Origin of the sequence: Oxalobacter paraformigenes, assembly GCF_000158475.2 — a bacterium.
Lineage (GTDB): Bacteria > Pseudomonadota > Gammaproteobacteria > Burkholderiales > Burkholderiaceae_D > Oxalobacter > Oxalobacter paraformigenes.
Map to the genome: position 1 here is coordinate 1,120,456 of NZ_KI392031.1, position 23,988 is coordinate 1,144,443.

Annotated in this window: 21 protein-coding genes; 13 read left to right on the forward strand and 8 right to left on the reverse strand. The window is 54.2% G+C overall.

Going from position 1 to position 23,988, the window contains the following annotated elements:
• Positions 1-21: 21 nt before the first annotated feature.
• From moeA to moaA, 3 genes are read right to left on the reverse strand one after another with little or no spacing between them, the layout of a single operon-like run.
• Complete coding sequence (gene moeA / locus OFAG_RS09275; protein ID WP_020995185.1) at positions 22-1,314, reverse strand: molybdopterin molybdotransferase MoeA; 1,293 nt, start codon at positions 1,312-1,314, stop codon at positions 22-24.
• Positions 1,315-1,321: 7 nt separating this feature from the next.
• A complete protein-coding gene (gene mobA, locus OFAG_RS09280) occupies positions 1,322-1,936 on the reverse strand; it encodes a molybdenum cofactor guanylyltransferase MobA (RefSeq protein ID WP_040721299.1) in 615 nt (204 codons plus the stop codon).
• Positions 1,937-1,977: 41 nt separating this feature from the next.
• A complete protein-coding gene (moaA, locus tag OFAG_RS09285) occupies positions 1,978-3,084 on the reverse strand; it encodes a GTP 3',8-cyclase MoaA (protein ID WP_020995186.1) in 1,107 nt (368 codons plus the stop codon).
• Between moaA and OFAG_RS14195 the strand changes: the two genes are divergently transcribed.
• The 3 genes from OFAG_RS14195 (at position 3,083) to OFAG_RS09300 (ending at position 5,092) form a co-directional block, all read left to right on the forward strand.
• Positions 3,083-3,268: a hypothetical protein gene (locus OFAG_RS14195; protein WP_040720134.1), complete on the forward strand. Its 186-nt coding sequence runs from the start codon at positions 3,083-3,085 to the stop codon at positions 3,266-3,268. The genes moaA and OFAG_RS14195 overlap by 2 nt on opposite strands.
• Positions 3,269-3,421: 153 nt before the next feature.
• Positions 3,422-4,111, forward strand: a complete 690-nt coding sequence (locus OFAG_RS09295) for an alpha/beta hydrolase (RefSeq protein WP_005876484.1) — start codon at positions 3,422-3,424, stop codon at positions 4,109-4,111.
• Between the two features lie 282 nt (positions 4,112-4,393).
• Entirely contained in the window at positions 4,394-5,092 is a 699-nt protein-coding gene (locus OFAG_RS09300) for a pirin family protein (protein ID WP_005876482.1), read from the forward strand.
• A gap of 118 nt (positions 5,093-5,210) precedes the next feature.
• On the opposite strand, the gene OFAG_RS09305 is transcribed toward OFAG_RS09300, so the two are convergent.
• Positions 5,211-8,177 (reverse strand): Rne/Rng family ribonuclease, encoded by a 2,967-nt coding sequence (locus OFAG_RS09305; RefSeq protein WP_005876480.1) that lies wholly within the window; start codon positions 8,175-8,177, stop codon positions 5,211-5,213.
• Positions 8,178-8,726: 549 nt separating this feature from the next.
• Here OFAG_RS09305 and OFAG_RS09315 point away from each other — a divergent pair.
• The 9 genes from OFAG_RS09315 to OFAG_RS09355 all read left to right on the forward strand — a co-directional run bounded on the left by OFAG_RS09315 (position 8,727) and on the right by OFAG_RS09355 (position 16,640).
• Positions 8,727-9,749 carry an RluA family pseudouridine synthase gene (locus OFAG_RS09315; protein WP_005876478.1) on the forward strand — a complete coding sequence of 341 codons (1,023 nt, stop codon included), beginning with the start codon at positions 8,727-8,729 and terminating at the stop codon, positions 9,747-9,749.
• A gap of 88 nt (positions 9,750-9,837) precedes the next feature.
• Positions 9,838-10,497 (forward strand): HAD-IA family hydrolase, encoded by a 660-nt coding sequence (locus tag OFAG_RS09320; protein ID WP_005876476.1) that lies wholly within the window; start codon positions 9,838-9,840, stop codon positions 10,495-10,497.
• Positions 10,498-10,523: 26 nt separating this feature from the next.
• Positions 10,524-11,471, forward strand: coding sequence for a signal peptide peptidase SppA (sppA, locus tag OFAG_RS09325; RefSeq protein WP_005876473.1), 948 nt, complete (start codon positions 10,524-10,526; stop codon positions 11,469-11,471).
• 148 nt (positions 11,472-11,619) lie between these two features.
• Positions 11,620-12,096, forward strand: coding sequence for a hypothetical protein (locus tag OFAG_RS09330; RefSeq protein ID WP_020995188.1), 477 nt, complete (start codon positions 11,620-11,622; stop codon positions 12,094-12,096).
• 27 nt (positions 12,097-12,123) lie between these two features.
• Positions 12,124-12,831 carry a hypothetical protein gene (locus OFAG_RS09335; RefSeq protein ID WP_020995189.1) on the forward strand — a complete coding sequence of 236 codons (708 nt, stop codon included), beginning with the start codon at positions 12,124-12,126 and terminating at the stop codon, positions 12,829-12,831.
• Between the two features lie 22 nt (positions 12,832-12,853).
• Positions 12,854-13,630 (forward strand): PIG-L deacetylase family protein, encoded by a 777-nt coding sequence (locus OFAG_RS09340; protein ID WP_005876466.1) that lies wholly within the window; start codon positions 12,854-12,856, stop codon positions 13,628-13,630.
• 8 nt (positions 13,631-13,638) lie between these two features.
• Entirely contained in the window at positions 13,639-14,343 is a 705-nt protein-coding gene (locus OFAG_RS09345) for a hypothetical protein (RefSeq protein ID WP_005876465.1), read from the forward strand.
• A gap of 226 nt (positions 14,344-14,569) precedes the next feature.
• On the forward strand, positions 14,570-15,511 hold the full coding sequence (locus tag OFAG_RS09350) for a hypothetical protein (RefSeq protein ID WP_005876463.1): 942 nt from the start codon (positions 14,570-14,572) through the stop codon (positions 15,509-15,511).
• A 151-nt stretch (positions 15,512-15,662) separates the two neighbouring features.
• Positions 15,663-16,640: a 3'-5' exonuclease gene (locus OFAG_RS09355; RefSeq protein ID WP_040721304.1), complete on the forward strand. Its 978-nt coding sequence runs from the start codon at positions 15,663-15,665 to the stop codon at positions 16,638-16,640.
• A gap of 3 nt (positions 16,641-16,643) precedes the next feature.
• On the opposite strand, the gene OFAG_RS09360 is transcribed toward OFAG_RS09355, so the two are convergent.
• Both OFAG_RS09360 and OFAG_RS09365 read right to left on the reverse strand, forming a co-directional pair.
• Complete coding sequence (locus tag OFAG_RS09360; protein WP_005876459.1) at positions 16,644-17,168, reverse strand: flavodoxin; 525 nt, start codon at positions 17,166-17,168, stop codon at positions 16,644-16,646.
• Positions 17,169-17,410: 242 nt separating this feature from the next.
• Complete coding sequence (locus OFAG_RS09365; RefSeq protein WP_005876457.1) at positions 17,411-18,325, reverse strand: DMT family transporter; 915 nt, start codon at positions 18,323-18,325, stop codon at positions 17,411-17,413.
• Between the two features lie 197 nt (positions 18,326-18,522).
• Between OFAG_RS09365 and OFAG_RS09370 the strand changes: the two genes are divergently transcribed.
• Positions 18,523-19,743 (forward strand): histidine-type phosphatase, encoded by a 1,221-nt coding sequence (locus tag OFAG_RS09370; protein WP_005876454.1) that lies wholly within the window; start codon positions 18,523-18,525, stop codon positions 19,741-19,743.
• A 75-nt stretch (positions 19,744-19,818) separates the two neighbouring features.
• Here OFAG_RS09370 and OFAG_RS09375 read toward each other — a convergent pair whose 3' ends face one another.
• On the reverse strand, positions 19,819-20,280 hold the full coding sequence (locus tag OFAG_RS09375; RefSeq protein ID WP_005876452.1) for an Lrp/AsnC family transcriptional regulator: 462 nt from the start codon (positions 20,278-20,280) through the stop codon (positions 19,819-19,821).
• Between the two features lie 190 nt (positions 20,281-20,470).
• Entirely contained in the window at positions 20,471-23,689 is a 3,219-nt protein-coding gene (locus tag OFAG_RS09380) for an autotransporter domain-containing protein (RefSeq protein ID WP_155979200.1), read from the reverse strand.
• Between the last annotated feature and the right edge of the window lie 299 nt (positions 23,690-23,988).

A 23,988-nucleotide genomic window follows, 5' to 3' on the forward strand; every position in this document is an offset into this window, starting at 1 on the left:
CGCTGGACTATAAAAAAACCGTCAGACCAGACCTTCAAACGGAACGACTTCAACCCATTCACCGGTTTTGACTTTTCCGCTTTCTTCCGGCAATACGACAATACAGTTGGCCTCGGCCATCGAGCGCAAAATGCCCGAACCCTGTTCACCTGTCGTCCTGACAGTCAAGGTGCCGTCGGCATTCTGGCTGATCACGCCGCGCTGGAATTCCGTTCTGCCTTCCCGTTTTGAAAAATTGGTCGCGGCCTGCGCCCTGACCGGCAAAAGTGGCGAAGGGAGGGCTCCCATCATATGCAAAAGGGCATCCCTGACGAAAAAATAAAAGGAAACCATCACAGCCACCGGGTTGCCGGGCAAACCGAACAGAACGGCGCTATCCCCCCCGGAACGAATCCTGCCGAAAGCCATCGGCCGTCCCGGCCGCATCCGGATAGACCAGAAAGCGATATCGCCCATGTTCGCCATAACCTCTTTGGTGTAATCCGCAACCCCCACCGATACGCCGCCCGACGTGACGACCGCGTCGGCACTTGCGCAAGCCGTTTTCAGGGCCTTTTCCAGTTCAGCGGGATCGTCGCCGACAATGCCCATATCCAGCACATCGCAACCGAGCCGCTCCATTAATCCCGTCAGAATCGCCCGGTTGCTGTCATAAATCGCCCCGTTTTCCAGTGCGGCGCCAACCGGGCGCAATTCGTCGCCTGTCGAAAAAAGGGCGACCCTGACTTTCCGGCGGACGGAAACTTCCGGCATGCCAATGGATGCCAGAAGCCCGAGATGGGCCGGCCGCAAAACGGTTCCTTCTGAAAGCGCGACCGCTCCTTCATCCAGATTTTCGCCCGCCATGCGGATATTGTCGCCTGCCGCTACAGCCAGCGCCGGAACGGTTACATGCGTTTCATCGACCGTTTCAACGTTTTCCTGCTGGACAACCGTGTCACAGTTTCCGGGAACGACGGCTCCGGTCATGATCCGGATACACTCGCCGGGCTGGACATGCCCGGCGTACGGATGCCCGGCATAGGCATATCCGGCAATTTTCAGAACCAGCGGCTTCGACAGATCCGCTCCCTGCGAAGAAAAGGCAAATCCGTCCATCGCGGCATTGTCGAAAGCCGGGACGGAAACCGGCGAAACCACATCCCGTGCCAGCACACGTCCCAGTGCATGGCGCAAGCCCACTTTTTCGGTACCGCTGACACGCGAAACGAAACTGGCTATCAGATCGTGAGCCAGTTTCACCGACAGGGAATCCGGATTGTAAGAAGGCAGGCTGCCAGTCAGGCCGGACAGGGGGGAATCGGAAGCACTCATGAATTCATTATTCCTTTTCGTTGCCAGGTATGTCCTGAAGTTTTTCCAGCTCTTTAAGGGTATTGACGTTTTCAAAAGCCTGGGGCTCGTCGAAACACACCCTCGCCACTTTCAGGGTAGCGTACCATTCGTCGATTTTGTGTCCCCCATTTGCCAGAAACTTTTCCAGATGCGGCCCCAGCGACGCTTTCATCAGGCAGAAAACCGGCTGAACCTGGCAATACTCGTCGATTTTGGAAACGGCAACAGCCAGATCGGCTTCTTTTTCCTCCAGAAAACGATGCAGATCTTCGACCAGACGGCGCGACAAAAAAGGCGTATCGCAAGGCGCCGTCACCAGATACCGGGTTCGGCAATGACGCAATCCTGTCATAAATCCCGAAAGCGGGCCGGAATAGGCGGGCGGTTCATCGGCATAAACGGGATAGCCGAACGCCGAATAGGCTTCAAGATTCCGGTTGGCGCTGATTATCAGCGTACTGACCTGCGGTCTCAACCGATTAATGACGTGTTCCACCATCGGTTTGCCGTTCAAAAGCTGCAAGCCCTTGTCGGCCGCCCCCATTCTCTCTCCGCGGCCACCCGCCAGAACAACGCCGGTCACATCGTCATACAGGCACATGTCGGGAATATCGGTCAATCCCGAAAGCATCCAGACCATTCTTATCCTCCAATATAGGACATTTCGATTTTCCGGCCGGCGGCAGCGGCCGCATGGCCGCGCAATTCGGAATACCGGTTATCCCGGCGCCGCCAGTGCCAGGCCAAAGCCGAAACAATTTCCTCGTCGGACCAGCCATCCCTCAGCATAAACCGCACATCGTGCCCGTCCGTTGCGAAAAGGCATTTGTACAGTTTGCCTTCTGTCGAAAGACGGAACCGCGTACAGTCGCGGCAAAAGGCCTGCGTGACGCTCGCAATCACGCCGATTTCACCGCTGCCGTCACGATAGCGCCATCGCCGTGCCGTTTCGCCGCGATAATGCGGTTCCAGCGCTTCCAGCGGCATTTCAGCGTCAATGGTTCGGACAATTTCCTGCGCAGGGACGATTTTCCGGGCTGCCCAGTCATGACTGGAACCGGCATCCATGTATTCGATGAACCGGACAATAACCGGCGTGTTCCGGAAATGCCGGGCAAGCGGCAACACCTGATTTCCGTTCATGCCCCGCTGGACAACCGTATTGACCTTGACCGGAGAAAAACCGGCCGAAAGCGCGGTTTCAATACCGTCCAGCACATCGGCGACCCGGAAACCGACATCGTTCATTTTCCGGAAAACGGGATCGTCCAAGGCGTCCAGCGAAACGGTAATGCGCCGCAAGCCGGCATCGAAGAGAGACTGTGCCTTTTTCGCCAGCATCGAACCGTTTGTCGTCAGCGTCAGATCGACACGCCGGCCATCCGGCGTTTTCAGCCCGGCCAGCTGGGCGACCAGCTTCTCAACATGCTTGCGCAAGAGTGGTTCGCCGCCGGTCAGGCGGATTTTTTCCACACCCAACGAAACGAAAAGACGCGCTATCCGGGCGATTTCCTCAAAAGACAACATGTCCGCATGAGGAATGAAACGGAAATCCTTGCCGAAGACCTGTTTCGGCATGCAGTACACACACCGGAAATTGCAGCGATCCGTAACGGAAATGCGCAAATCCCTCAAAGGACGCCCGAGTTTGTCCAGCAGCGCACTGTCCGCATCCGGGAAGGCGGAAAAGGGGCGGCTTATCCGTTTCGTTTCATTTTCGAAATCAATCGGGAAAATCGGGTGCGTCATGGGCAAAAACGGTCAGGAAAACAGGGTAAATAATAAAGATACCACGAACCGGGAAGGGTTTCATGGAAAGAAAGAGCTGCCCGAAAAGAAGAAACGCCCGCCCGACGATACCCGAGCGCCAGATCATGCGTTCTCTTTGAAAACAGCGTCAACCCCCTCCGGTCAGTCCGGTTTAACCGCCTGACCCTGTTCATACCGCCTTATTGGCTGGCACGGGCGCCCGATCCCGGTAACGGATTTTGTCGGATATCAGTACACAAAAACCGCTTTTGCCCTATCTTGAGGGAAGATTTGGAAAAATCCCTTTCTCATTCATTTTTTAACTCTCCGGAAAATTATGGCTACCAAACCTACTGTTATCCTCGTTCATGGCGCATGGTCCGATGCCTTTCACTGGGAAAATGTCATACTTGGCCTTTATGGCAAAGGCTACAAGGTACGTGCCGTTGAAAACTCGCTAAAGTCGATAGAAGACGACACCGACAATCTGATCCGCCTCATCGGCGCCCATCAGGAACCGGTCATACTGGTCGGCCACGATTACGGCGGCGCCATCATTACCCGTGCGGGCAATGAAGACAATGTCGTAGGCCTGGTTTACTGTGCGGCCTATTCACTGGATGAAAGCGAAACGATCAACGATGTGCTGGCCTATCGCGACCCTTCACCAAGCGCCGCGAATTTCGTCAACCAGATGGATTACATCTGGATCAAATATGACAAATTCAGGGAAAGCTACTGTCAGGATGTGCCGGAAGACAAGGCTTACGTCATGAGCGTCACCCAAAAGCCGATCTATTCCAAAGTCCTGAACGATCCATCGGGTGAAGCTGCCTGGAAAAACCTGCCGAGCTGGTACCAGATCTCGTCCAAAGACCGGATCGTGCCGCCGGAAACCCAGAAATGGCTGGCAGACCGCCTTGAAGCCAAAAAAGTGATTACCCTGAATTCCAGCCATGCCTCCATCATTTCCCACGCCGGCGAGATTGTCGGTCTGATAGACGAAGCGGCCCAATCGCTCGGCTGACCGGCTTTTACAGGCAGAAAAGCGGTTTGACAACGCTCTTTTCCGGATTCCGGAAAAGAGCGTTTCCTCGCATCGTCCAAAAGCGCTCCTCTATCCCGAAACGGCGCTGCCAAGACACGTGTTCGACACGTATAAAACATGTCTTTAAGAAGCGTCAAGAACTTGCCTTCCGCTCGGGGCTAGCATTTTTCCAGGCATTTTGGACGAACCCGTTCAGGCTGCTGAACCGGAAGCCGGTTTGAAAACCTGGCCAGGATTGCCGCTTGTCAGAAGGAACCGTACATGATTTATATCCGAAAATCACAGGAAAGGGGCTATGCCGATCAGGGCTGGCTGAAAACCTTTCACACTTTTTCATTTGCCCGGTATTACGATCCGCGTTTTACGGGATTTCATTCCCTGCGCGTCATCAATGAAGATCGTGTTGCCGTCGGAAAGGGATTTGGACTGCATCCGCACAACGACATGGAAATCATTTCCTATGTCGTCTCGGGCGCGCTGGAACACAAGGACAGCATGGGCAGCCATGAAATCATGAAAGCCGGCGAAGTGCAGCGCATCAGTGCAGGGAAGGGCGTATTGCACAGTGAATACAACGGTTCTCCCGATGAAGAAGTCCATTTCCTGCAAATCTGGATTCTGCCGGATGAAAAACATGTCCGTCCGGAATACACACAGGCTTCTTTCAGCGATATCGAACACGATCGTCTCGTTCTGATCGCCAGCAAAACGGCCCGCGACAACTCCATTTCCATTCATCAGGACGCCGACGTCTATGTCGCCAGGCTGAAAAGCGGCAAGGCCATCGAACATCCTGTCGCGCCCGGCAGAGGAGTCTGGATACAAATTATCGAAGGCGAACTTTCCATTAACGGAAAAAAAACCGTCGTCAACGGAGACGGCGCGGCAATTGAAGATATCGCCCATTTGACCCTGACCGCCAGCAAAAACACCCACTTTCTGCTTTTCGACATGCAGTAAGCCAGTGCCATCTGAAGAAAACTCGCATCTTCCGTACATTTCTTTGCGGCATCCATAAAAAACCGCGTCTGGACGCGGTTTTTTTATGGCAGGGTGGAAATCCGGACTGCTTCCCGGTTTACTCCTTGCGGGTATCCACCTGAATCAGCGGCCCCTCATCCACGACAACCGGCGCTCTCCGTCTGCGGACAGGCCGCCTGACCGGTTCCACTTCAGGCTGGCTTCCACTTTCCTGAACTTTCTTCAGCTTTTCAGGATCGGTAGAGGCCATCGTCAGGCCGGCTTCCGCAAGAATCCGATCCAGCTCGGCAGCCGGATCGGGAGCCGCTTCGGCAACAGAAGGTTCAACAGAAACCGTTTCCACTTCGATGAGCTTTTCGGAATAGAAGTGCACTTTCGTCGAATCGTCCACTTCCACTGTTTCCACTGCCGGTTCCACATCCGTTTCTCCGGCAAGCCCTACTTCTTCCGGTTTCGCTTCTTCCGCCAGCTGTTCCGTTACGGCAGGCTGTTCCGTTTCCGCCGTTTTTATCTCTTCAACGTTTGACTCGCTAACGGATTCTTCCTGTTTTTCCACTTCTTCGGGAACGCCCGGTTCTGTCGGAATCCCTGCCGCGCTGTCTTTTTCCATTTCCTCCACAGCCGTCGCGTCGGCTACTTCAGCCTCCGCATTCGAACCGGCAGCGGAAGAAGCTGTACTGCGGCGGCGTCTCGGATGGGAACGGCGGCCTTCACGACGTGCAGGAACGGCATTCTCTTCTCCGGCCTCAACCGCTTCCCCAGCCGGTTTAACCGCGTCCGTTTCTTCAGCCGTTTCTTTGGCAACCGATTCGACAACCGGTTCAACCGCAGGCACTTCCGCTTCGGCCGGGGACGCGGACGCCTCCATTTCGGCCTGTTCGACAGCAACCTCGGCATTCACATCGCGACGGCTCCGGCCACGTCCGCCACGACGGCGACGGCGGCGGGTTTCCTCGTCTGTACCGGCCGCGCGTTCCGGATCCGGCATTTCCGTCACCCCTTCAGTTTCGGCGGAAACGATCTGGACCGCTTCCGTTACCGGAACCAGCGCGGTCACTTCCGGTCTGGCGGCAACAGTCGTTACAGGCGCTTCCTGCTTTATGCTGTCTTCTTCGCTTTTTGCCGGCCGGCGATCTTCCCGCTGGCGTTCGCCTTTTTCTCCACGCGTTCTGCGCTGACGAGTGTTTTTGGGCGAGGCAGCAACAGTCTCTTCCTGTTCCGCGGAGGAAACGGCAGGCTGGACACTCTTGCTTCTGTCTTCACGGGGCTCGCCACGACGCCCCCGATTGCGGGAACGCTCGCCATTTTTGCCCTTGCGGACGTTTTTGGCCGGCTGTTTTTCAACCGGTTCTTCCTGAACCGCTTCCGTTTTGCCGATGCCGAAAAAGCCCAGCAAACGATCGAAAAATCCTTTTTCCGCTTCTGCCGGGGCTAGCGAGTGATCCACCACAGGAGCCGGCATGCCTTCCGGAATGTTCTTGACCACGGCTTCCTGAGACGGTCTGGCCGGTTCTTTCTGCCGTTTGGAAAAACTCATGTCGATATCGGACTGTTCCGCAAGCTTGTAACTCAGTTGCGGTTCTTCCAGCCGGGGATCGTCGTGTTTGATCCGTTCCAGCTTGTAATGGGGCGTTTCCAGATACTTGTTCGGGATAAGAACGATTTCGACCTTGTGCCGCGCCTCGATCTTCATGATCTCGCCACGCTTCTCGTTCAGAAGGAAAGCCGCGACATCGACCGGAATCTGGACATGGATAACGGCCGAACTTTCCTTCATGGATTCTTCCTCGATAATGCGGAGAACCTGCAATGCGGACGACTCCGTATCGCGGATATGGCCGGTTCCGTTACATCTCGGACAGGTGATATGGCTGCCTTCAGAGAGGGAAGGGCGCAAACGCTGGCGCGAGAGTTCCATAAGACCGAAACGCGTGATCTTGTCCATCTGGACGCGCGCGCGGTCGTAATGCAGCGCCTCTTTCAGGCGCGTCTCGATTTCCCGCCGGTTTTTCGGCGATTCCATATCGATAAAGTCGATCACGATCAGGCCGCCCAGATCGCGCAGACGCAACTGGCGCGCGACTTCCTCGGCCGCTTCGCAATTCGTGGTAAAGGCCGTCGTTTCGATATCCGTTCCCCGTGTGGAACGGGCCGAATTGACGTCGATAGCCACCAGCGCTTCGGTATGGTCGATCACGATGGAGCCGCCAGAAGGCAGCGAAACGACGCGCGAATAAGCCGATTCGATCTGGTGTTCGATCTGGAAACGCGAGAAAAGCGGCACGCCGTCGCGATACCGTTTGACGCGGTTGGCCATATCCGGCATGACGTAACTCATGAACTGGCGCGCCTGCTCGTAAATCTCATCCGTGTCAATCAGGATTTCGCCAATATCCGGCTGGAAATAATCGCGGATGGCCCGAATGACCAGTGACGATTCATGATAGATCAGAAATGCGCCCGGCGCGGAAGACCCGGCGCTCTCAATGGCGTTCCACAGTTGCAGCAGATAATTCAGATCCCACTGGAGTTCCTCGACCGTCCGTCCGATACCGGCGGTACGGGCAATGATCGACATGCCCGGCGGCACGTCCAGCTTGTCCATCGTTTCGCGCAATTCCTGCCGTTCTTCTCCCTCGACACGACGGGAAACGCCGCCTCCGCGCGGATTGTTCGGCATCAGAACCAGATAGCGGCCAGCCAGCGAAATGAAAGTGGTCAGGGCGGCGCCCTTGTTTCCGCGTTCTTCTTTCTCAACCTGGACCATGACTTCCTGACCTTCGGAGAGGGCATCCTTGATCGTGGCGCTTCTGACATCCACCCCATCCCTGAAAAGGGAACGGGCAACTTCCTTGAAAGGCAGAAAACCGTGTCTGTCCTCGCCATAATTGACGAAACAGGCTTCAAGAGAAGGTTCAATACGGGTGATGACCGCCTTGTAAATATTGGATTTGTGCAACTCCCGGGCATTCGATTCGATATCGATATCGATCAGTTTCTGCCCGTCGACAATCGCAACGCGCAATTCTTCCTGCTGCGTTGCATTGAACAACATACGCTTCATAAATACACTCCCTGGCTTAAGCCAGCTATTTTTTAGCCGGAACGCCTAAAAGGCGTTCCCGCAAATCAATCGGGTGTACGCATGGAGGAGAGGACTGGACAGGAAACAGTCACCGCGGCGGCAAAGACGACACAGGTCGTCCGGCCCGTCCGGTGAACGGGGATGGGTCTGATCAATTTCAAGGTTAGCGATTACGCCTGCAATATGCATTTCATTCAGTCAACAAACAACCGGCACAATGAAAACGGCAAATCAAAGCCAAACGACATCAAAATTTTTCGGTTTGAACACATCACAAAACAAGCAGCGAACCGTTTCTGCTTGTTTCTCGAATCCTTTTTATCCAGACGCAAAATCCACATTCGGGTGTCTTGTCCGGTTGACGCTGCGGCGCAACCTGGATTGGCACGGGAATGGCGCGTACACATCTTTTCCATTGAATTTGTTTCAAACAGGGCCAATGGAAGCCGCAACTGTGTAGAATGATTATTTTTATTGTACACAGACAGCCGCAACAAATTGCCGGCCGATGCAGGATTATAGCGATAAATGAATCCGACTCCTAGAGGCAAAGTCAGTAAAAACCTTAAAAAACAGGTCGATACTGGTGATAATTCACAAATGAGGCAGGTCAGGCTCATTACGGCGACCGAAAATGAAGACGGTCAGCGCATCGACAATTACCTGTTCAGGACATTCAAGGGAGTGCCCAAAAGCCATGTTTACCGGATATTGCGTTCGGGCGAAATCCGCGTCAACAAAAAACGGGTCGATCAGACTTACCGGATCCGTACCGGCGACATTATCCGCATTCCGCCAGTCAAAACGGCAGAGCAAAAAGAAAAACACATTCCGCCAGCCGGTTTCGATATCCTGTATGAAGACGACAGCGTTCTCGTTATCAACAAACCGGCCGGCGTTGCCGTTCATGGCGGCTCCGGCGTATCCTACGGCGTTATCGAACAATTGCGCGCGATGCGGCCCGGCGCGAAATTCCTGGAACTGGTTCACCGGCTGGACAAGGAGACATCCGGCATTCTGGTTCTCGCGAAAAAGCGGTCGGCCCTGACCCGGCTGCACGAACAGATCCGTGACGGTTCCGTCGACAAGCGCTATCAGGCCCTTGTGCACGGCGACTGGAAAAACCCCCGGCAGCATGTCAGGCTGCCTCTGCTGAAATACCATACGGCCGAAGGAGAGCGGCGGGTGCGTGTCGATGAAAGCGGACAGGCTTCCCACACGATTTTCAACGTGCTGAAACATTATCCCGATTTCACCCTGCTGGAAGCGGAACTGAAAACCGGCAGAACCCATCAGATCCGCGTCCATCTGGCCTCTTCGGGATTTGTCATTGCCGGCGACGACAAATACGGCGACTTCGAGCTGAACCGGCAACTGCAAAAAGGCAAGAAAGGGGAAGACGCGTTAAAACGGATGTTCCTGCACGCTTATAAAATCACATTCATTCATCCGGAAACCGGAAAACCCCTGACGATTTCAGCTCCCTTGCCCGACGAGTGCATCGGCTACCTGAAAACCCTGGAGTCCGGAAACAGCAAGGACATGCCATAAAATTACGGTAAAATTCGCCTTTAAACCCTTTCGACTGATGCGAAGCCGGCAACAAAGCAGCCGGCATCCGCCAAACAAACCCCTGAATATGTCAAAACAGCAATTCAATCTGATCGTTTTCGACTGGGACGGCACCCTGATGGACAGTACAGCCGCTATCGTCAAAAGCCTTCAGGATTCCGCCGTCGATCTGGGACTGCCCGAACCGGACAGGAAACAGGCCGCCCATGTCATTGGTCTGGGCTTAAAGGAAGCGCTGGAAACCGTCCTGCCTGATCTTGATCCGGGGCTGTATCCGAAACTGGTTGACCGGTATCGTCTCCATTTTCTGGAAAACAGCCGTAAAACCACTCTTTTCGAGGGTGTGCGAGAAATGCTGGACGACCTGAAAAGCCAGAATTACCTGCTGGCTGTGGCAACAGGCAAAAGCCGGGCAGGGTTAAACCGCGCCATGGACGAAGCTGGCCTGCGCGCTTATTTCGACGCCAGCCGCACGGCCGACGAAACCTGGTCGAAACCCCATCCCGCCATGCTGCTGGAACTGACCGAACAACTCGGCGAACCCATGAAACGCACCGTTATGATTGGCGATACAACACACGATCTGCAGATGGCGAACAATGCCGGAGCTGCCGGAATCGCCGTACAATACGGTGCGCATTCCCCGGCAGAACTTCAGTTGCTGCATCCGCTGTATTCCGCCGGTTCGGTGGGGGATTTGCACCGGTGGCTGAACGAAAACGCATAAACCCAACTTGGTGAAACGGATCTGTCATGAGTGAAAACAACTGGGAACGGGACGTTCTCGAAAAACTGATGTTCCAAACCCTGAAAGAACAGCGCGCACGCCGCCGCTGGGGAATATTTTTCAAACTGGTAACCCTCTTTCTGATAATCTTCCTCATCGTTTCGGTCAGGAACTTTTCCTTTTCCGAAGGAGAAGGCGCGCCCGTCCAGCCCCATACCGCCGTAATCGAAATCCGGGGAACCATCGAAGCGACAGGAAACGCTTCGGCGTCGAACATCATCAAGGCGCTCGACAGGGCCTATAAAGAACCGATGGCGACCGGGGTTATCCTCAAAATCAACAGTCCGGGCGGCAGTCCCGTACAGGCCGGCATGATCTACGATGAAATCCGCCGCCTGCGCAATACCTATCCCGACAAACCGCTTTACGTCGTCGTCGAGGAACTGTGCGCTTCGGGCGGTTACTACATTGCTGCCGCGGCAGACAAAATCTATGTGGACAAGGCCAGCATCGTCGGCTCGATCGGCGTCATGATCAACGGATTCGGCGTAACCGGCCTGATGGATAAACTGGGCATCGAGCGCCGCCTGCTGACAGCCGGCGAATACAAGGGGTTCCTCGACCCGTTCAGCCCCCAGACACCGCAACAGATCCAGTATGCCCAGTCCATGCTGAACCAGATCCACCAGCAATTTATTGAAGTCGTCCGCGAAGGACGCGGTAACCGCCTGAAGGAAAACCGGGAAATATACAGCGGTCTGGTCTTTCTGGGGCCTGAAGCGATCAAACTGGGACTGGCCGACGACTTGGGCACCGTTGAAAGCGTTGCGCGCGACGTGATCAAATCTCCTGAAACCGTCGATTACACCGAACAGGAAAAACTGTCTGATCGCGTCCTGAAGAAATTCGGCGCATCAGTCGGTTATGGCGCGGCAAAAGCCGGATTCGACTGGAATCCGCTTCCCCTGCGCTGATTTTCAAAAGAATGCCCGGCAAAACGGCAAAGAGCTGACCACGGACATTTAGCAAATCCGCCATTCCCTGTTACTATTGGGAAAATCGGCGCAAAAAAGCGCCTGATGGATGGCGATAGCGACTTTTACGTTTTACGGAGGCTGTAGCGTGTCAACAAACCCTTTTTCGCGAACCCTTTTCGGCATGGCGGCGGCGCTCTTTGTCCTGTGTCCGGCGGCTGCCGATAATACCGATTCTTCCGCAAAAGCCAAAAGCGAACTCTCGCCAAGGCAGCAACAGCATATCCGCAGCGCTTTTGCCAAACTGTCTTCTCCCGGAGAACGCAAAATGGCGATGAAATGGAGTGACGCCAAAAAAGTTGCCGAAACCATGTGCCGTCCTGCGGCCCTCAATTATTTCCAAAAGCAGTACACGGGCGCAGACCGCGTGTTTCTTGGCACCGGAGAAAGCGGCAGCCTGAAACTTGAAGGAAACAGGCAGCTCACCGGAACGGGACAGGTCAGGGAAGGAAACAACTGGCATTATTTCACTTTCGACTGCCAGCTGAATCCGGCAACAGGCTATGCCGTATCCTTCACGGCGCACATTACGAAAACGGAAAGTTACATCCGGCAATCCCTGTAAAAGGGAATGCCCTGGGAGCGGAATATCATGCGCAAACACGATATTGCCAGCATTTTGTTCATCACCTGCACGCTGACGCTGTCAGCCGGACTGGCAACGGCCGGAACGGGCGATCGGCCACTAAACCCTGCCGACGTTCCTTCCGAATACCGCAAGGACAGCGCCGTAATCGACGTCAACCTGCTGCGCAAGCGTCTCATGGAAACGCCGCGGCAAATCAACACCTGGATCGACAGTACATACGGGTTCCAGTTCGTCTATCCATCGCACCTCAAACCGGCCAGACAGTTCGAACCCGCTTATCTCGACAACGGAAGCTGGAGCTGGTTTGGCGAAAAAGAAAAGGGAACACCGCTGGTTTCCCTGGCCTTGCCGGGCACCCCCCAGAAAACGACCGCGGCAGAAATCCGGATCGGCGTCAGCGACGATCCCCAAACCGTCCGGGAATGCCGGAGCCTTCCCGCCACGGCAAAGGCGGGAAGTCTCAAAACGGTGAGGCATGGCGATACAATTTACACTGTTTTCAGCGGGAGCGATGCCGCCATGAGCAAGTCGATTTCCGTTCAGGCATACCGCACCGTCCATCAAAACCGGTGTTATTCCATGGAACTGATGGTTTCCGGCACGAATCCCGATGTGATGGATCCGCCGGATTATGCCGCCATGAAACCCGACGAAGCGATGACCCGCCTGACAAGCCTCTGGCGGCAGATGAATTTCCAGTGGCTGCCCTGACGTTTTCTTTCTCACCTGAAAAATGACCGCACTATCCGTCTTTCTTCTCTCCGGCCTTGTTCTGGCAGCCGTTTTCTATTTTTACATCCGTTACAAAAACACGCGGAAAGCGGAACATCACCGCAAACAGGCTGAGCCGCAGATCAGGCAGCTTCTGGAAACCGTCGATCTCGACAAGGCCGACAAGCTGATGATTGTCGCCCATCCCGACGACGAAACGATCTGGGGTGGCGCCCATCTTTATCGTGACAGGGGGCGCTATCTCGTCGTCTGCGTCACAGCTGGAACGGACGCGGAAAGAGACGAAGAACTTCACAAGGCCATGACCATTTGCGAGGCCCAATACCTGAAACTCGGCTTTCCCGATCTCAACGCTCAGCAGCAACAGGACCGCTGGAAAAACATTGAAGACGACATCAGCGCAACGCTTGCCCTCATCATGAGCGCGAAAAAGTGGGAATGGATTGTGACCCATAACCCGCGGGGCGAATACGGGCACCGCCATCACCGCAAAATCAGCCGTTTTGTCACATCGGGTTTCAAAAAACTGATCCATAAAGACAAGCTGTTTTATTTCGGCATCTATTACAAACGGCGTTATCCTGAAAAACTCAAACGTCACACTCCCTTACCGCCCGACCTTGCCAGTGTCAAACTCGAGCGCATGTTGCCCGCTTATGCCAGCCAGATCGGTCCGAGAAAATCCCACGAGCACATGTTCCTCTACGAAGACTGGATCCCCTATAATAAGTGGAACGGTTTCATCACTTTGTTACGAAGCAGAAACATCCTTCCCTGAAAGAAAACATGGCGGTTCATTTCCTGCTAGCGGCAAAAATACTTCTGACAGCAAGGCATTTCACCAAAAAACATCGCTTAAAGAAACACTGCCGCGACCTGCTGGCCGGTATCGACCTGAACCGTGCGAAAAACCTGATGATCGTTACCCGTCCCGGCGAAGAAGCCTTATGGGGAGGAGGGCACCTTCTCGGGGAAGACTATCTGGTCGTCTGCATGACCGGCGGCGCGCATCCCGAAACCGTTGCGGAAATGGACAGGGCGCTTTCCGCCAGCCATTCCCAGTCGATGAAATTCGCTTTTCGCGAAAAGAACCTGCGGGGCAAAAGCAGCCACTGGTATTTTGCCCGCAGCGATATCAAAATCGTGCTGAAAATGCTGTTGACCGTCAAAGAGTGGCATAAAATCGTGACGCATAACCCCGATGGGGAATACGGAAACCGGCAAAACAAACTGCTTTCCGCCATCGTCACCCGGGAATTCAACAAAACCGTCCGGAAAAAATCCCCCAGCAACGACAATCTTTTTTATTTCGGCAGGTATTGCCGGCCGGCGGAAACCGGAAAAATGGAAGGACTGACCCCGCTTTCCGAAACGGCAGTGGCGACAAAAACGGAAATGCTTGCCGCTTACCAAACACGATCCTCGCCGCAAGCGGATTTCGGACACATGCTGCCCTACGAAAACTGGGTGAAATATACCGACTGGACATAAGCGCCGGCACAAAATCCAGTCCCGGCCATTTCGTCAGGCAATGGCCAGAAGAGGTATCTCTCCTTCCAAAAAAGACGGCGCCCGTTCCATGCCGCCGCCCAACTTATACACAAAACATATAAAATCAAAATAAAAAAAGTATTTTTTATATAGATAACAAAGCGCTACACTTTCCGCAAGGAAGTTCACTTCCCCTTATTGTCTGAAAAACGCGGAAAGGGCTATCATGAACACCGTCATTTCATTCATCCGGAACTGGACACTGCCGCTTGCCATTTTGATCGGCGCCATCGGTTTCCCGATATGGAAACACTTCAGTTTTCTGGTGCCCGGTTTCATCTTTGTCATGCTGCTTTTGACGTTTTGCAAAATCCCGCTGGCCGATCTCAAATTCACCTCGTTCCATGTCTGGCTCGTCGGGCTCCAGATCGCCGGCAGCGTAGCGCTCTATTTCGTTCTCAGGCCGTTTAACGTCCCGGTTGCCGAAACCGCCATGGTCTGCATCATGACGCCAACCGGCACGGCAGCGGCCGTCATCACCAAAAAACTCGGAGGCAATGCCGCCGTCCTGACCAGTTACATGATTCTTTCCAACCTGGCGACAGCCATTGCGGCGCCGCTGCTTTTTCCCCTTGTTCACCCGATGAGCGGCGGAATCGGCTTCTGGGAAACCTTTTTCATCATTTCACAAAAAGTCTTTCCCTTACTGATACTGCCGTTTCTGCTGGCGCTGTTTCTAAGACGGTTTCTGCCGAAAGCGGGCTCGCTGCTGGCAAAGTGGCAGGAAGCCGCCTTTTATCTGTGGGGAATAACGCTTATGATCGTGATCGCCCGGACAGTCAATACACTGGTGAACGAACCGTCTGACAAAATAATGGCAATCTGGCTCGCGGTTTCTTCCTTCCTTGTCTGTTGCCTCCTCTTTACGGCAGGCAAATGGCTGGGCACCCTTTATGGAAAGCGGATCACCGGCGGCCAGGCGCTCGGCCAGAAAAACGCCATTCTCGCAGCCTGGCTCTCGCAAACCTATCTCACCCCCATTGTCGCGGTGGGAGCCAGCGCCTATATCGTCTGGCAAAATCTTTTCAATGCCTGGCAACTCTGGATGGAAAGAAAACGCGCCGAAAAAGTGTCGTTAGAGGAAACCATCAAAAAGACAACGACCTGATCGCCTGTAACAGGACACAACCCGGCTTCCGTATCCGGCACCCCACACTCCGTTGGATTTTTGCATGCTCCTGAACGCTTTTTCGTCGTCAGAAAACTCATCCGGGGGTATGATTCAGGCCTGTCCCGCGTTATTTGAAACGGCCGAATCCATGAATGGGGAATTGTCGCCTCCACAACAACCTGACCTTTTCGGAGAATCCGGAACCGAATTGCCTGTTACCGGCAAGGCAGAGGACTGGCAATCGCTCAGAAAGCGGCTGAAAAGGCTTCTTGCCAAAACCGACGACTTCCGGATTCTGGAGCGCATCCCGGTCAGCAAATCCGGACTTGCCTTGCCTTACCGTTTTCAGGAAGCGGCAGGCGACGAAATCCCCATCGTTTTTCTCGATACCGAAACCACCGGACTGTCTTCGGAAACAGACGTCATTATCGAACTCGGACTGGTCAGGGCCTCATTTTCCCCCTCGAAAAAAAAGCTCGTCAGCCTTGACGCCATTCTGAGCGCCTATGAAGACCCCGGCAAACCGCTTTCGCCTTTCATTACGGAACTGACCGGCATTACGGACGAAAAGGTCAGGGGGCAACGCATTGACGAAAAGACAGTCGCCGGTTTTCTGGAAAACGCCGCCCTGATCGTCGCCCACAATGCCGCTTTCGACCGGCCGTTTTTCGAAAAGCGTTTCAAAGGATTCGACGACAGGAAATGGGCCTGCTCGCTTGCCGGCATTAACTGGAATTCGCTGGGATTCAAAAACCTGAAACTGGAAGAACTCTTGCTCAAGTCAGGCTACTTCTACGAAGCGCACAGGGCCTCGCTCGACTGTCTGGCGCTGGCATGGCTGTTCCACGTGCAAAACCGGGCGTTTGCCGATCTGCTTTATCAGGCGGAAAAGAAAACGGTCACCGTCCGGGCTTTTGGCGCGCCTTTCGAGGTCAGGGACAGCCTGAAAACCCGCGGATACCGCTGGCATGACGGCACAACCGGCCCCAACCGGCACTGGTGGAAAGAAATTCCCGAAGAAGAATTGGCCGCCGAGAAAAATTTTCTGGACGAATTGTACCCCCACGCTTCCGACCGGGCCGGTTTTTCTCTGAAAACAGCCGCTGAACGTTTCAAAAACCGCTGATCTTCAGGCTGCCAGCCCCTGCTTTTTCAGCCAGTTTCCGATTTCCCGGTCGGCCTGATCCCGCTTTTCACCCTGTATGGCGAGGCCGGGCAATACCCTGGCGTCCGGACAGGATTGCCGGATATACCGTTCACTCATGCCCAGTCCGCTGCCCTCATGCGTACAGAACGGCGCAATGGTTTTTCCCGAAAAGTCATAAGATTCCAGAAAAGTCAGCACCGGCATCGGCATCACTCCCCACCAGATCGGGTAGCCGAGGTAAATGACGTCATAGTCCGCAAAATCCTTCACCGTATCCGTCAATTCCGGCCGGGCATTTTTTCCCAGTTCCTCTTTCGCCAGTTCAACCGTTTCGTGATAGTCCGCAGGGTAGGGCTTGACCGGTTCGATACGGAACAGGCCGCCACCGGTCAACGTCCGGATTTTTTCCGCCACAACCTGCGTGTTTCCCTCCGGCAGATCGACAATATTGCCGCCCTTGTAGTTGCTGCCGGAACGTGAATAATAGGCAATCAGATTTTTTGCCATGTTGCGCCTCCATCATCAAAAGCGTGAACCGTCCAGAAATGCGACTGATATCACTATAGCTTTCCGCAAAAGAAAAGGGCAGTGCTGAAAATACCTGATTCTTGCCCGATTCTCTCACTCACATAGCGTGAAAAACCGTTTGCCGGCCCTTGACCGGTACGACTTCTCACGAGAACCGGCCTGCATTCTGTCACGGCAACGCAAGCGGTGGATTGTTCTGGCGTAACAAGAAGAAAAGACGTTTATGAACGCCAAAGCGTCTTCAGCACATTCAGGGAAGACAGGAGAATGCCGCCGATAATCAGCGCGCCGCCGGCAAGCTGGGAAAACGAAACGGTTTCATGCAAAAAAACGACCGCTTCCAGACTGCTGAACAGGGGAATACTGTAATACACGATCCCGGCACGGGCCGCCCCGATACACTCAACCGAACGGTTCCACAACAGATAACCGATCAGGGTCGGAACAAGCGCGATATACAGCATGATCAGAAGCGTCGTCATATCCGGCAAACGGTATCCGGGTTTCACGGCTTCGGCCATCATGAAAGGAGAGAGCGCCAAGAGACTGTAAGCCAGCATGGCTGTCATGAAAACGTTCTGCGGCATCGCCGACGGCCGCCGCCGCACCAGAATGCTGTATATGGCGAAGAACGAAGCGGCCAGGAGCATCCAGAAATCGCCCACCGTCAGCGAAAGCCCCGCAATACGCCGGAAATCTCCCTGCAACACCAGTACCAGAACGCCGACAACGGCCACTCCCAATCCGCCCCACTGGGCCGGCGAAAGCCGTTCACCCAGAAAAAATCCGGCAAAAAGCGCCATGAAAACCGGCGCCGTCGCGGCAATCAGCGACATATTGGTCGCATCGGTCGTATGACCGGCCTCAAACATCAAAATGCTGTACAGCGAAAAACCCAGCACACCGGCCGGAACCATCCACTTTGCGTTTTTTTTCACCAGCGGCCAATGTTTCCGGACAGCCGCCATACCGAAGGGCAGCATACAGGAAAACGTGAACAGCCAGCGCCAGAACGCCAGTTCGACCGGAGAAAGGGCAACCGGCAACACCCGAACCAGCGGAAAAACCGTACTCCACAGTACTGTGGCCGACAAAGCCAGCAAGTAACCCCGTAAAACCGACGCGGAAGGATTCATCGAAAAAACAGCCTGTCTGAAAAGCACATGTTACCGCAATCCGGCCAACTGCACGAAAAAACCCGTTCTCTCCCGATTTCCGGCATTTTTTCTGCCCGGGTATTCAGACAATCCCTTCAAACCTTGCTCGAAAACAAAACCGGTTTTCACAAAAAAAGCAAAATGCTCCTTGTCCATCGCGTGAAACAGGCCCTTTTATGAAACGGTTTGCCCGATACTGTGTTCTTATCTTGCTGACTTCCATCATTCCTGCCGCATTCGTTCATGCAGACACGCCTTTCGAACCGGAAAGCCGTCTGATACGCACCGTCATTTTCAGCCGTCACGGCGTGCGCTCGCCCACCCAGACCCCCGCGACACTGAAGCAATGGGCCAACAAGCCCTGGCCGGTATGGCCGGTCAAGCCCGGCGAACTGACCCAACGGGGCAAGGCGCTCGTCAAGGCACAATGGACAGCCTTGAAACCCGGCCTCGTCAGGCAGGGACTGATTCCGGCAAACGGCTGTCCGGCGCCGGAACAGTACTCGCTTATTGCCGACGAAGACCAGCGGACCCGCGAAACGGCAATCGCCATTTTCGACGGACTCGCGCCGGGCTGCGAAATCCGGCCTCAATACGGAACCCGTTACGACAGTCTTTTTCATCCCGATCTGGCTTCCTACCGTGCGATGAATCATCAGGAAGCGCTGGAAGAGGTACAGATGCGCCTTGACAATCTGGACAAGGATCCAGCCATCATTGCCGCCCTGAACCGCTTGCAGGACATCACAGGCTGTTGCGGAAAACGGCCTGGCCTGCGCGAAGCGGGGAAAAACCGCGCGACCTTGCAGGAATTGCCCACGCGGATGAAAATCGACCCGGAAAAACCGAAACTGGACATTTCCGGGAAATGGCCCATCGCGTCCAGTCTGGCCGAAATCATGCTGCTGGAATACGGCCAGTGGCCCGACAGGAACGCGGGCTGGGGCGAAGTGGATGAAACCGTATTGCGACAGATCGTCCCGCTGCATGACCGCGTATTCGACGCGACGCACCGCGCGCCTTTGCTGGCGAAAGCCGGCGGCCAATATCTGGTGAAAAACATTCACGATACCCTGCTGTCGGAACAGTCGCAACCGCTGTCCATTCTGGTCGGGCATGATACCGATATCGCCTACGTGGGCGGACTGCTCGGCATCAACTGGACAGTAGAAGGGCAGGGAACCAATCCCATCCCGCCGGGCAGTTTCATGAGCTTCGAACTCTGGCAGAAAACAGACGGAAACCGGGAAATCCGCATCCATTTCCACGCGCCTTCGTTCACTTCGCTGCACGCCAAACCGGCGCCGGTCGTCATCCCGACAAAAGTGCCGGTCGATCAATCCGTTTACCGCCCTGAAGCGTTCTCCCGTCTTGTTGAAACCGTAACCGGCTTGTAAAAAGACTATTTCCGCACCGGCAAAAACGGCGGTTTGGCAGAACCGCCTGCCTATCTGCCGGATAGCCGGGATTTCCTATCGGAGCTTCAACTCGGTTGTCCGTTTGATCTGCTGAAGGGAAATCTCGGTCTTGACGCTTTGCACACCACGAATGCGCGTCAAATGCCGGATCTGGAAATTCCGGTACTCATCCAGATCGGAAGTCACAATCCTTAAAAGAAAATCGCAATCTCCCGCCATCAGGTAGCATTCGACCACCTGTGGCAGGGCATTGACCTCGGAAATGAAATGATCGACGGTATCCGTGTCCTGTCCCGTCAGCCAGACTCTCACATACAGCGTCAGCCCCATGCCGACCTTGACCGGATTGACCAGCGCAACATAGCGTTCGATCACACCCGATTCTTCCAGTTGCCGGACGCGGCGAAGGCACGGTGAAGGGGAGAGCCCGATTTTCCGGGCCAGATCGATATTTTGCAAACGGCCATCCTTTTGCAGGCATTCCAGAATACGGCGATCGGTAGCGTCAACAGTCATTTGGCATACTCTTCCAATTTATGGCAATAAACTTTATTTTAATTTCAAAAATAAAATTTCTATAGCAATAACTGGAACCAAACTTCAACTACTCCGCGATAAAATGGAAAAATCGACCCTGTAAAAAACCTCCGCTATTCCGGGATTTTTCCGAGCCGGCCGGCTGTTGGCGGACAGCTCGGAGACACATTCAGAACAGGTAATTGAAGACCAGATTTCCGGCTACGCCTTCTCTCTGTCCCACATAACCCCTTACCGCTGCGTCTATTCTCCATGCACTGTCGGCTTCGGGACTGAAACGGATTCCGATTTCTCCTATGCCGCTGTCTCCCTTGAGACTGTTTTCTTCCAGCCGGTATTCATAAACGCTTCCCCGTGCGGTTCCACTGTATTCATGTTCCCATGCCAGGCCTATGTAAGGAGTGTACTGTCTGTTTTCCGTGAAGCTCAGTTTTGCGCCCACTTTCGTTCGGTGACTGTCTATATCGTCGAACTGGAACAGATCGCCTCCTATGTCCGCATCAAAGCCTTCCAGCCGGGTCCACTGGTAATCGGCAAACAGATCAAGCTGGCTGGCATTGGTCAGGTTCCACTGGTATCCGATTCCCAAGCCGGCTCCGTAATAGGTGGCCTCTTTGTCGTATCCGGTTTTCTGGCCCTTGCCATCCAGAATGTGGCTGTCGAAGTCGGTTGTGGTCCGTCCGGCTTTGGCGTTGAGTTGGGCATACGCTCCTTTTAAAGGGCCTTCTTTTTGCTGGTAACGGCCTATGGCTCCCAGGCCGTAGTAACGGGTATCTCCACTTCCGCTTGTAGAGGGATTGTTTCCTGTGATGTCTCCCCATCCTGCTTCGATATAAACGCTCGCGGTAAGGTCACGGTTTGGGGCATTGTCCAGTTTGCCTGTCGCTCCGATGAGCCAGTAAGTTCCGGAGGCGTCGGCATGGCTTTTCTTGCCGGTATCATATCGCAGATCGCTTCCGCTGATGGCCCCATAAAGACGGGTACCGCGGGCGCTGGAGGTATCCATGATCCGTTTTACGCCTTCTGTCAGGGCAAAGTCGGTTCCCTCGTTCAAAAAACCAAGGGTCGCCAGCCGCCCGCTGTTGAAAACGCTGACTTCGGGGTTGACGCTGACGCTTTTCACGGTGGCAACGAGGTCTGTGTCGGTATTGCTCAGATCAAAATCGTATTTCAGGCTGACACCTTGCTGGCCTCTCAGGCTGTTTTGACTGTATGACCCTGTCAGTTGTCCTGCATTTTTGTGGATCAGCGTCACACGATCTCCGGCTTGCAGGACAGGGCTTCCTCCTGCCGCTACGCCGACTCCGACGGTGCTTCCTTCCAGATCCGTATTTTCACTCGCTGTCAGGGTCAGGACGGTTTCTCCAGCCTGTATTCCGGAAGGCAGGACAAAACGGTAATTTTCAAAACGACTGACATTTTTCGCGGTCAGACCTGTTCTCCGGATATCCAGGGTATTCCTGCTTCCTCCGTTATTGCTGCCGTACAGGCTCCCGCCGATGGCCAGATTGCCGTTTACCGGGGCGATAACAATGGTATTGTCGTTGACGGTTCCGCTATTGCTGTACCCGGCATAAACGTCTCCGACCTGTCCGTTTTCAAGTACGACCAGATTACCGCTGACAGAACCTGTACTGTCGCTATAACCTCCATACGTGCCACCGTTGAGGGTTCCGCCCTTTACGGAAACAATATTGCCGCTGGCCGTTCCAGTGGCAGTACGGCCACCAGCCGTATTGGTAACCGTACCGCCGATTATCTGGACGGTATTTCCACTGACTGTTCCATTGCCCTTTCCCTCTCCACCGGTAAGGATGTCAACCTTCCCGGACCGGAGAAAAACCTTGTTGTCACTGACATTTCCGGTTCCTGCGCCACCTGTGACGGCATTGGCTACCGGATTTCCGCCTGCATTATCAATAGTGACATCGTTGGCGTTCACCGTTTCGCCCGATTCACCATAAGCGCCATATACGTCCGCGACCGTACCGTTCCGGAGAATCACATGATTGTTGTTGACAACAGCCGTCCCGTCGCCGTTTCTGGCCAGTGCACCATACAGGATCGCCGTAACAGTGCCTCCGGTTACTGTCACCTTGTTGTTGCCAAGTACCCCCGTCTCGGTCATCCCACCCGCTACATCGGTTCCGCCAACTGTTGCCCCGTCACCGATAGTCACTTCGTTTCCGGTTACAGATCCATTGCCATAACCACCATATACGGCGCCTGTTACCACGCCCCCTTCAAGATTTACCTTATTGTTTGCGAGAACGCCACCGGACGCAAATCTGTCATATCCGCCATATATGGTCTGCGCGACATTCCCGGCAATGACGGTTACACTGTTGTCTGAAGGGGACCCGTTTGCCTCTGAGCTGGCGCCGCCCGCTACCATTCCTGCCGAATTGTCAAGGTTTCCGCCCTCGATGACGACATGATTGTCATGCGCCACTATCCCACGCCCTCCATAAACGTTTCCGCTGACGGTTCCCCCGGATATGGACACGCTATTGCTGTATGCACCATCCCGGTATGTGTACCCCCCCGCCAGCGTGGTTCCTGAAGAGACTGTCGCATTGTCCTGTATGAATACCTTGTTGTTCGTTACTCTGTCACCATGACCGCCGTACAGACTGTAACCGTGGCTCTCGGCATTATCCCTGAGGTAAACCGTGTTATTGCTGGCGCCAGAATCGCCGTCCCCGCCCGCCAGTGTCCCCGATGAAATTGCATTCTCGCCAAGTATCACGGTATTGTTGTCGGCATATTCGCCCCGTCCGCCCTGGATTTGGCCGCCGACACTGTCCCCGGACATGATGACCGTATTGCCATTGGCCTCTCCACCGAATGCCATGCCACCTATAACAGTCGGGTCTATAGTGTAATTGGGATCTCTGAAATCCTTCGTCACATTGACAGTATTGTTATTGGCGACATTGTTCTCGCTGACCAGTGACAGCCGTGCGCCGTAAATGCCCAGGCTCACTGTCCCGCCATTGACGGTCACGGTATTGTTGAAGAGCTGTCCTGTGTTTGCAGCTCCTCCTTGGACAGTTGCGAGTGGATTGCCGGGAGTATCATTGACGGTAACGGTATTGTCCGATGTACTGTCCTGAGGATACAGGTTTTCTCCGTCAAACCTGACATCGTTGTAACCCGGATAAATGATGTCTTCCGCTACAGCCGGTAACGACACCAGAAACGGAAAAACGAAAATGGACAAAATCAGATTGGGCCGAAAGCGTGTTCCTGATAATGTCGCGGCAGAAGCCGAACCGTGTTTCGTTGTCCCCACAGTCAATGGAGGTAATGATGATATGTCCATTTGATGTCCCATTCCCAGGTAGTTGGCGCACATTCCGTTCCACTGATGTCTCTTAATACCCATTAATGAACATTTCACCAGCGTTCCGGTTCTCGGTATATGAGTGCTAAGTCTATCAAATTTCAGCAAAAAACAAAATAACGAACTGGGCAGTTTAACTCCCCGGGTATCGGGGTAAATGAAAACCAATGAGATAAACAGGAAAAATAAATATCTAAATCAAATGATTAAATAACTATTAATGTTCATTAATGGGTAAAACAGGCGGTATTACCCTTTTGTTTGCCTCTGGCCACGCTGTTCTTTTTTAACAGTGGCTGGTGGGGGATATCCTGACCCGACGGTATTTTCTTATCACGACC

Excerpts from the sequence above, each read along its gene's own strand:
- OFAG_RS09375 (WP_005876452.1), bottom strand. The coding sequence starts at position 20,280 with ATGACTGTTGACGCTACCGATCGCCGTATTCTGGAATGCCTGCAAAAG.
- OFAG_RS09380 (WP_155979200.1), bottom strand. The coding sequence starts at position 23,689 with ATGGGTATTAAGAGACATCAGTGGAACGGAATGTGCGCCAACTACCTG.
- OFAG_RS09300 (WP_005876482.1), top strand. The coding sequence starts at position 4,394 with ATGATTTATATCCGAAAATCACAGGAAAGGGGCTATGCCGATCAGGGC.
- moaA (WP_020995186.1), bottom strand. The coding sequence starts at position 3,084 with ATGACGCACCCGATTTTCCCGATTGATTTCGAAAATGAAACGAAACGG.
- OFAG_RS09345 (WP_005876465.1), top strand. The coding sequence starts at position 13,639 with ATGGCGGTTCATTTCCTGCTAGCGGCAAAAATACTTCTGACAGCAAGG.
- moeA (WP_020995185.1), bottom strand. The coding sequence starts at position 1,314 with ATGAGTGCTTCCGATTCCCCCCTGTCCGGCCTGACTGGCAGCCTGCCT.
- OFAG_RS09315 (WP_005876478.1), top strand. The coding sequence starts at position 8,727 with ATGAATCCGACTCCTAGAGGCAAAGTCAGTAAAAACCTTAAAAAACAG.
- OFAG_RS09320 (WP_005876476.1), top strand. The coding sequence starts at position 9,838 with ATGTCAAAACAGCAATTCAATCTGATCGTTTTCGACTGGGACGGCACC.
- sppA (WP_005876473.1), top strand. The coding sequence starts at position 10,524 with ATGAGTGAAAACAACTGGGAACGGGACGTTCTCGAAAAACTGATGTTC.
- OFAG_RS09305 (WP_005876480.1), bottom strand. The coding sequence starts at position 8,177 with ATGAAGCGTATGTTGTTCAATGCAACGCAGCAGGAAGAATTGCGCGTT.
- OFAG_RS09295 (WP_005876484.1), top strand. The coding sequence starts at position 3,422 with ATGGCTACCAAACCTACTGTTATCCTCGTTCATGGCGCATGGTCCGAT.
- OFAG_RS09365 (WP_005876457.1), bottom strand. The coding sequence starts at position 18,325 with ATGAATCCTTCCGCGTCGGTTTTACGGGGTTACTTGCTGGCTTTGTCG.
- OFAG_RS09370 (WP_005876454.1), top strand. The coding sequence starts at position 18,523 with ATGAAACGGTTTGCCCGATACTGTGTTCTTATCTTGCTGACTTCCATC.
- OFAG_RS09340 (WP_005876466.1), top strand. The coding sequence starts at position 12,854 with ATGACCGCACTATCCGTCTTTCTTCTCTCCGGCCTTGTTCTGGCAGCC.
- OFAG_RS09350 (WP_005876463.1), top strand. The coding sequence starts at position 14,570 with ATGAACACCGTCATTTCATTCATCCGGAACTGGACACTGCCGCTTGCC.
- OFAG_RS09355 (WP_040721304.1), top strand. The coding sequence starts at position 15,663 with ATGAATGGGGAATTGTCGCCTCCACAACAACCTGACCTTTTCGGAGAA.
- OFAG_RS14195 (WP_040720134.1), top strand. The coding sequence starts at position 3,083 with ATGGGCAAAAACGGTCAGGAAAACAGGGTAAATAATAAAGATACCACG.
- mobA (WP_040721299.1), bottom strand. The coding sequence starts at position 1,936 with ATGTGCCTGTATGACGATGTGACCGGCGTTGTTCTGGCGGGTGGCCGC.
- OFAG_RS09360 (WP_005876459.1), bottom strand. The coding sequence starts at position 17,168 with ATGGCAAAAAATCTGATTGCCTATTATTCACGTTCCGGCAGCAACTAC.
- OFAG_RS09335 (WP_020995189.1), top strand. The coding sequence starts at position 12,124 with ATGCGCAAACACGATATTGCCAGCATTTTGTTCATCACCTGCACGCTG.